Below are 6171 nucleotides of genomic sequence, written 5' to 3'. Positions count from 1 at the left end.
CACCGTCCTGTGGCTAAGGTAAGTGTCCACAGAACCTAGCCCGCCCGCCTTTCCGCCAGGCGCAACGCGACGCAGAGGCGGGAGAATGCGTACCAGAAGGGGCCGTGTCCGAGCGGCCCCTGCCCCGGCGCCAGATCCGGCCCCACCGGATCTCCCCGCCGCAGCAGGCCGAGCCGGTTCTCGAAGCGGCCTCGCATGTTTTCGAGGAAGGCGGCGGTGGCGGCCATGTATTGCTCCAGCATCTCGGCCGCGATCTCGATCTCGGCGATGGGCCGGCCCTCGGTCGTCAGCACCTTGAGCGCGCGGCTATCGGCGGCCAGGGCGATGTGCAGCCGGTGCAGGTCGGCCAGGTGGCGGGCGATGGATTGCCGCATTTCGCGGGCCTTGTCCGTCTCGGTCATGGGGGTGCCTCCGCCGGACAGGCTGCGCGTGCAGGTGTTGCGAAGCGGTTACCGCCAACCCCAGATGGCGAAGACGCGGTGCGGCACCAACAGCGGGTCCTCGGGGAACCGCGTATCCAGCATCGCGGCCAGTTCCGCGTCGAAGCGCGCCACTGCCGGGCCATCCAGGGCGCCGCCGATGCCGGCGGAGGCGCGGATGCGACCGCGCCAATCCTCGCGGCTGTAGCGCGCCGCATGGTCGAAGCCGGCGAAGCCGATATCGCGGAAGCCCGCCAGGGCAAGGTCGGTCGCCCAGGCCGGGTAGAAGCCGGTGCCGCGGCCCATGCGCCAATGCGGGTTGTGCGCCTCGATCAGCCATTCGGTGGCGTGCGGCACATTGCCGGGCAGCGGAATCCAATCGTAGTGGCAGATCAGCAGGGCACCGTCGGGGCGCAGCACGCGCATCGCCTCCGCCGCCGCCAGGCCGCGGTCGAACCAGTGCCAGGCCTGGCCGGCGGCGACCAGGTCGAAGGTCCCCGCGGGCTGGTCGGTGCGTTCGGCGAGGCCCTCGGCGAAGCGGGCGCGGCCAGCCAGGCCCTGGTCCTGCGCCAGGCGCGTGGCGGCGGCGACCTGGCCGGGGGCGGGGTCGAGGCCCAGCACATCCGCGCCGCGCGCCGCCAGGCCACGCGCCAGCGCGCCGGTGCCGGTGCCGAGGTCCAGCGCGGTCATGCCCGGGCGCAGCAGGCGGTGATGGGTGAGCAGATCATACAGCCCATCCGGAAAGCCCTGGCGATGACGGGCGTAGTCGGCGCTGGTCAGGGACCAATCGGGACCACTCATCTGGGGGCGGCTCATGCGGCGCGTTTCCTGATGGCGAGAAGATCCTCGGCGGTGTCGACATCCCGCAGCCGGCGCAGCAGGGCGATGCGGCGGCCGGGGAAATTGGCCAGCGTATCGGCCAGCGCGTGGCGGGTGGACCAGCGCACGGCGGCGAAGGGCTTCGCGGGCCGGCGCGGGCCGAAGCCGACCAGCCAGTAGCCACCATCCTCGGCCGGGCCGAACACCGCCTGGGCGCGGCCGAGCGCCCGAAAAGCCGCGGCAATGTCGGCGGCGCCGATGCCGGGAATGTCGCTGCCCACCAGCACCACGCGGCGATGCGGCGCCATGGCGCGGACCATGCGCTGGCCGAGGTCGCCCTGCCCCTGCGGCCGCACCGCCACCGGCCGCGGCCAGCGGGCCCGGGCGCGGTCCGGCGTGGCGATGATGCGGGTGGTCCAGCGCCGGTCCCGCGCCACCGCGCCGAGCAGCGCGGCAAGCTGGCCGCGATAGAAGCGCAGCGTCGCCATGGCGCCGATGCCGCGGGCCAGCCGGCGCTTCAGCGTGCCGAGCCGCGGCGCACGCGCGAAGACCAGCAGCGTGTCACCCCTCATCCGCGCCACCTTCCCGAATAGATCCGCGCAATGATGCCGGGCGGGAGGCCGAGGTAGAAGAGGGTGAGGCAGGTGATGTTGCGGGCCGACCTCCACAGGTAGCCATCCCGCTGCCAGCGCACGGCGCTGGTGATGGCCGCCACCGGCATCGCGGCCAGCCGGGCGCGGCCGAGGCGGCGGGCGAGGTCCACATCCTCCATCAGCGGCAGCGGCCGCATGCCACCGATGCTGTCCAGCAGGTCGCGGTGGATCAGCAGCCCCTGGTCGCCATAGGGCAGGCCAAGGGCACGGCAGCGCCAGGCGACGGCGCGTTCCAGCCGGCGGGCCGCTGGGCTGCCATCATCCAGCGCGAAGCGGAAGTAATGCGCGCGGCCGGGGTCCCGCATGGCGTCGCGGACCGCCTCCGCCCAGCCGGGTGCCAGGCGCGTATCGGCGTGCAGCAGCAGCAGCCAGGGGCCGCGCGCGGCCGCGATGCCCGCCGCCAACTGGCCGCCCCGGCCGCGCGGGGCGCTGAGGAGGCGTGCGGATCTGGCGGCTTCGGCCGTGCCGTCGGTGCTGCCGCCATCCACCACAACCACCTCCGCCGGCACCTCGCCGAGCGCGGCAAGCGTGGCGGGCAGGCTGGCGGCGGCGTTCAGCGCCGGGATCACCACCGAAAGACCCGGGAGCGAAAGATCCGGGAGCGAAAGACCCTCTATTCGCATTTTGTTCTTGACGATCCAGCGCAAGCCAGCTTCAGATGCATGAGAACAAACCGCGAAAGAGGATCGGACGATGCCCGACGGAGGAGCATGTGGAGGAGCTATCGCGATGCCCTCCCTCGCCCGCAAGGGGCGCGGGGCCGTCACCAACCCGGGCGTCCGGTACGAAAGCGCGCATGCCGAGCTGTATGATGATGGCTGGGGCACGCTGGACACGGATTTCGCCGCCCTGCCGCCGCTGGCGACCACGCTGACGCAGGATCACGCCCGCAGCGCCCTGTCCTGGAATGACAGCCCCGATCTCGGCTTCGACCGCTCGCTCAACCCCTATCGCGGCTGCGAGCATGGCTGCGTCTACTGCTACGCGCGGCCAGCCCATGCCTATGTCGGCATGTCGCCCGGCCTCGATTTCGAAACCAAGCTGATGTTCAAGCCGAACCTGCCGGAGCTGCTGGAGAAGGAGCTTTCGAAGCGGGGCTATGAGGCGAAGCCGGTGGCGCTGGGGGCGAATACCGATCCCTACCAGCCGGTGGAACGCACCCTCGGCATCACGCGCCGGGTGCTGGAGGTGCTGGAGCATTTCGGCCACCCGGTGACCATCGTCACCAAGGGCGCGCTGGTGCTGCGGGACCTGGATATCCTGAAGCGGCTGGCGGCGCGCAACCTGGTGCATGTCTGCGTCTCCGTCACCACGCTCGACATGAAGCTGGCCCGGGTGATGGAACCCCGCGCGGCGAACCCGCTGAAGCGCCTGGCGGCGGTGACGGAGCTGGCAAAGGCCGGCGTGCCGGTGGGCGTGCTGGCGGCGCCCATGATCCCCGGCCTGAACGACATGGAGATGGAGCGCATCCTGGAAGCCAGCGCCAGCGCCGGGGCCAGCCATGCCGGCTATGTGCTGCTGCGCCTGCCGCTGGAGATCAAGGAGATGTTCGAGGCCTGGCTGCGCGAACACCACCCCGACCGCGCCGCCCGCGTGCTGGCCCTGGTGCGGGAAACCCGCGGCGGGCGGCTGTATGATGCCCGCTTCGGCCAGCGCCAGACCGGCAGCGGCCCCTATGCGGAGCTGCTGGCCCAGCGTTTTCGCCTCGCGCTGCGCCGCTACGGGTTGGATGGCCGCAAGACCATGCGCGGATCGCTGGATTGCAGCCAGTTCCAGGCGCCGAAGGCCCCGGCGCGGCAGATGGAGCTGTTGTAGCCGCTACATCCGCCGCATCGGCACCCGCTCGGTGGTCGCCCAATCCGGCCAGCCGATGTAGCGCTCCACCAGCACCAGCGCCGTGGCCGCGACCAGCACGACGATGATGATCTGCACGGTGCGCCAGGAGGGCGGATGGCGCAGCCACCGCACCATCTGGAACAGCACGCGGGTGAGCGGGTCCACCTACCCGTTCGTCGGCACGCCGAGGCGCCGCGCCACCTGCAGGATGCTCTCCCAGGTATCCGGCTGCAGCGGCACGCCATTCGCGAGTCGGTCCGCGCGGGTCTGCGCTTCCTTGTCGCCGGGGGCCAGCACCGGGCTGGCGGGATCGGCGGGCGCCGTTTCCATCACCCAATCGACATAGGCGCGGCCGGTCGCCTCGAACTCGGCCTGGGTGCCGAAATGCGAGGGCGAGACGTAGAAGCTCAGCATGCCATTGGCGATGCGCCCGCGCGCCTCGACCGGGCCGGAGGTGCCGCCGCCGGTCAGCGCGCCGGCCAGCATCTCGCACATGAAGGCCAGGCCACTGCCCTTGTGCTCGCCAAAGGCGCGGATCGCGCCCTTCCCGTTGGAGGGGTTGCGCGGGCCGATCTGCGGATAGTCGCCATACAGCGTGTGCGGATCGGCGGAGAGCCGCCCATCCGGCTCGATCAGCGCATCATGCGGCAATTCCTTGCCGCCGTTCGACGCCACCAGAACCTTGCCCTCGGCGACCAGCGAGGTCGCGAAATCGAGGATCAGCGGCCGGCCCGGCAGCGGCACGCCGACGCTGAAGGGCGCCGTGGAAAAGCGCCGCTCCACCCCGCCGAAGGGCGCCACCAGCACGCTGCCGGCAACATTGACGAAATGCACGGAGATCAGCCCCGCCGCGATCGCCTTCTCGGAGTATTCGCCGACCCGGCCGATATGCCCGGCATTGCGCAGCCCCACCACGGCGATGCCGTGCTGCAAGGCGCGGGCAATGCCAAGCTCCACCGCCTGGGGCGCCACCGTCTGGCCGAAGCCGAACTTGCCATCGAGCAGCGCGAAGCAGCCACCATCGGTGACGATCTCCGCCGTCTGGCCCTTCAGCACGAAGCCGGATTCCAGCCATTCCACATAGCGCGGCACCCGCGCCACGCCGTGGCTGTCATGGCCTGCGAGATTGGCGCCCAGCAGATGGGTGCTGATGCGCGTCGCCTCGGCGCCATCGCAGCCCGCGGCGCCAAAGATCTTCGTCACCACGGCTTCAAGCGCCGGGGCGGGCACATTCACATATTCGGCGGCCATGCTGTCTCTCGGATGTTCTTCCGCCGGCCAGTCTAGGCCCGGGACGCGGCTTCGGGAACCTACAGGACCCGGCCGCTTTCGACATCGATCAGGTGCATGTGATTGAGGTCCGCGGCCAGCTGCATCGGGCGGCCCGGCTCGGCCGGGGTGGTCGGGTCGATGCGGGCGCAGATCTCGGCGCCCTGCATCCAGAAATGCACCAGCGTCTCCATCCCCATCGGCTCGATCACTTCCGGCGTCACCTCGAACACCGCGATATTGTCACGGTCGAGGTTCTTCGGCTCGGTCAGATGCTCCGGCCGGATGCCGAAGATCATCTCCCGCCCCACGGCGCCCTGGTAGCGAGCGGTGCGATCGGCCGGCACCGGCAGTACGATGTTGTTGGGCAGCATCACGCGCAGCGCGCCGGAGCCATTCTCCACCCTCGCCGGGAAGAAATTCATCGCCGGGCTGCCGATGAAGCCGGCGACGAAGCGCGTCCTCGGGTGGTGGTACAGCTCCTGCGGCGGGCCGACCTGTTCGATGACGCCGTGGTTCATCACCACCACACGATCCGCCAGCGTCATCGCCTCCACCTGGTCGTGGGTGACATAGACCGTGGTGGTGCGGACCGTCTGGTGCACCTTCTTGATCTCGGTCCGCATCTGCACGCGCAGCTTGGCGTCGAGGTTGGACAGCGGTTCGTCGAACAGGAACACCTTGGGGTCGCGCACGATGGCGCGGCCCATCGCCACGCGCTGCCGCTGGCCGCCGGACAGCGCCTTCGGCTTGCGCGCCAGCAGCGGCTCGATATCCAGGATGCGGGCCGCGTTGTTCACCCGCTTGGCGATCTCCGCCTTCGGAAACTTCCGCAGCGTCAGCCCGAAGGCCATGTTCTCATACACCGACATATGCGGGTACAGCGCGTAGTTCTGGAACACCATGGCGATGTCGCGGTCGCGTGGCGGAATGTCGTTCACCACCGTGCCGCCGATCGCGATCTCGCCGGAGGTGATTTCCTCCAGCCCCGCGATCATCCGCAGCGTGGTGGATTTGCCGCAGCCGGAGGGGCCGACCAGTACGCAGAATTCGTGATCCGCGATCTCCAGATCAATGCCCTTCACCGCCTGGACATTGCCCTCATAGGCCTTGACCACCTTGCGGACCGAAACCTCAGCCATGTCGGAACCCCTAGCAGGAGAAGAAGGAAGGAC

General features: G+C 70.1%; 8 protein-coding genes. 1 reads left to right on the top strand and 7 read right to left on the bottom strand.

Annotated elements, in window-relative coordinates; all coding sequences use genetic code 11:
* Positions 1–35: 35 nt before the first annotated feature.
* The 4 genes from Q8S40_RS21705 to Q8S40_RS21690 are packed head-to-tail and all read right to left on the bottom strand — an operon-like array spanning position 36 to position 2514.
* On the bottom strand, positions 36–401 hold the full coding sequence (locus tag Q8S40_RS21705; protein ID WP_305672069.1) for a hypothetical protein: 366 nt from the start codon (positions 399–401) through the stop codon (positions 36–38).
* Positions 402–449: 48 nt separating this feature from the next.
* Positions 450–1235 carry a class I SAM-dependent methyltransferase gene (locus tag Q8S40_RS21700; RefSeq protein WP_305672068.1) on the bottom strand — a complete coding sequence of 262 codons (786 nt, stop codon included), beginning with the start codon at positions 1233–1235 and terminating at the stop codon, positions 450–452.
* Positions 1232–1810 carry a TIGR04282 family arsenosugar biosynthesis glycosyltransferase gene (locus Q8S40_RS21695; protein ID WP_305672067.1) on the bottom strand — a complete coding sequence of 193 codons (579 nt, stop codon included), beginning with the start codon at positions 1808–1810 and terminating at the stop codon, positions 1232–1234. Before Q8S40_RS21695 ends, Q8S40_RS21700 begins: the two co-directional genes overlap by 4 nt.
* A complete protein-coding gene (locus Q8S40_RS21690) occupies positions 1807–2514 on the bottom strand; it encodes a TIGR04283 family arsenosugar biosynthesis glycosyltransferase (RefSeq protein ID WP_305672066.1) in 708 nt (235 codons plus the stop codon). Before Q8S40_RS21690 ends, Q8S40_RS21695 begins: the two co-directional genes overlap by 4 nt.
* A gap of 106 nt (positions 2515–2620) precedes the next feature.
* On the opposite strand from Q8S40_RS21690, the gene Q8S40_RS21685 reads away from it, so the two are divergent.
* A complete protein-coding gene (locus Q8S40_RS21685; RefSeq protein ID WP_305672065.1) occupies positions 2621–3706 on the top strand; it encodes a PA0069 family radical SAM protein in 1086 nt (361 codons plus the stop codon).
* Between the two features lie 3 nt (positions 3707–3709).
* Here Q8S40_RS21685 and Q8S40_RS21680 read toward each other — a convergent pair whose 3' ends face one another.
* The 3 genes from Q8S40_RS21680 to Q8S40_RS21670 are packed head-to-tail and all read right to left on the bottom strand — an operon-like array spanning position 3710 to position 6138.
* Positions 3710–3892, bottom strand: coding sequence for a hypothetical protein (locus Q8S40_RS21680; RefSeq protein WP_305672064.1), 183 nt, complete (start codon positions 3890–3892; stop codon positions 3710–3712).
* The gene (locus tag Q8S40_RS21675; protein ID WP_304811836.1) at positions 3893–4978 is read right to left on the bottom strand and encodes a malate/lactate/ureidoglycolate dehydrogenase; all 1086 of its coding nucleotides are present in this window, start codon (positions 4976–4978) and stop codon (positions 3893–3895) included. It lies immediately after the preceding gene.
* Between the two features lie 59 nt (positions 4979–5037).
* Positions 5038–6138: an ABC transporter ATP-binding protein gene (locus tag Q8S40_RS21670; RefSeq protein ID WP_305672063.1), complete on the bottom strand. Its 1101-nt coding sequence runs from the start codon at positions 6136–6138 to the stop codon at positions 5038–5040.
* Positions 6139–6171: the final 33 nt, after the last annotated feature.

Source organism: Falsiroseomonas sp. (assembly GCF_030695085.1).
GTDB lineage: Bacteria > Pseudomonadota > Alphaproteobacteria > Acetobacterales > Acetobacteraceae > Falsiroseomonas.
This window is presented reverse-complemented; position numbering and strand designations above follow the sequence as displayed.